The 829-nt window shown below is 69.7% G+C and carries 2 protein-coding genes; one reads left to right on the top strand and one right to left on the bottom strand.

Annotated features, from left to right (window positions below):
• Positions 1-293, bottom strand: a 293-nt coding sequence (locus tag VP06_RS33220) for an amino acid kinase family protein (protein ID WP_048468098.1), incomplete at its 3' end; no start/stop codon positions are given.
• Positions 294-581: 288 nt separating this feature from the next.
• Between VP06_RS33220 and VP06_RS33215 the strand changes: the two genes are divergently transcribed.
• On the top strand, positions 582-791 hold the full coding sequence (locus tag VP06_RS33215; RefSeq protein WP_048468097.1) for a hypothetical protein: 210 nt from the start codon (positions 582-584) through the stop codon (positions 789-791).
• Positions 792-829 lie beyond the last annotated feature (38 nt).

The raw sequence follows: 829 nt of genomic DNA, 5'->3' as shown, positions 1-829 counted from the left end.
GCATGTGTATAAGGGCCAGACTTGATGCCGAGCCGGTCGAGCATCCGGCCGATCTGCGGTCCGCCGCCATGGACCACCACGGGCTTGAGGCCCGACTGCTCGAGGAGCACGATGTCCTCGGCGAAGTCCTCGGCCGCGGCGCGGTCGCCCATGGCGTGGCCGCCATACTTGATGACCACGACCTCCTCGTCGTAGCGCTGCATGTGCGGCAGCGCCTGGACCAGGACCTCGGCCCGCACGTGAACGTTGGGCAGTTGGACGTCGGGCGCTTTGTCCGCTCCGGAATCGCTCATCGTGGCGGGTTTCCTCTCGCAAGGTCTGGCCGCGGCGCGCGACCGGTCGAAATGCGCCGCGGCACGCGGCAGGGGACGGCGCGGGGTTCTACGCATCATCGCGCGGCGTGTCACACCGAAAACGCGAGCGGCAAGACTCCCTGGCGACGGGCGCGCCGCCCAACGGGGCCGCCGGGTTCTGGCGGCGGCCCACGACGGTTCGATGACGACCCCGACGGCCCGTCATTCTTTACGCGTCGTTAACCACGATCCGAACATCCTACGGGCGGTCCACCGGATGTTGAAACGATGCGCCTCGCCGATTCGCTCCTGCCGCGCCCCGCCCTCACCAACCCGTCGCTGCTGGCCGCGACGGTCACCTCGCTGATCGACCGCGCCGCCAGCCGCCAGGATCTCTGGCGCCTGCTCACCGACAGCTACACGGTCGACCTCGACGAGGTGGCGGCGGTGCTGCCGCGCCAGGAACCCGAGCCGGACTGGCTGCCGACGAAGCGGTGATCTCCTGCCGGAGCCTCACCCCGGCACCACCCGCAACA

It is taken from the genome of Methylobacterium aquaticum, assembly GCF_001043915.1.
GTDB lineage: Bacteria > Pseudomonadota > Alphaproteobacteria > Rhizobiales > Beijerinckiaceae > Methylobacterium > Methylobacterium aquaticum.
Note: the sequence above shows the minus strand (reverse complement) of the source record. Positions and strands in the feature narration are given on the sequence as shown.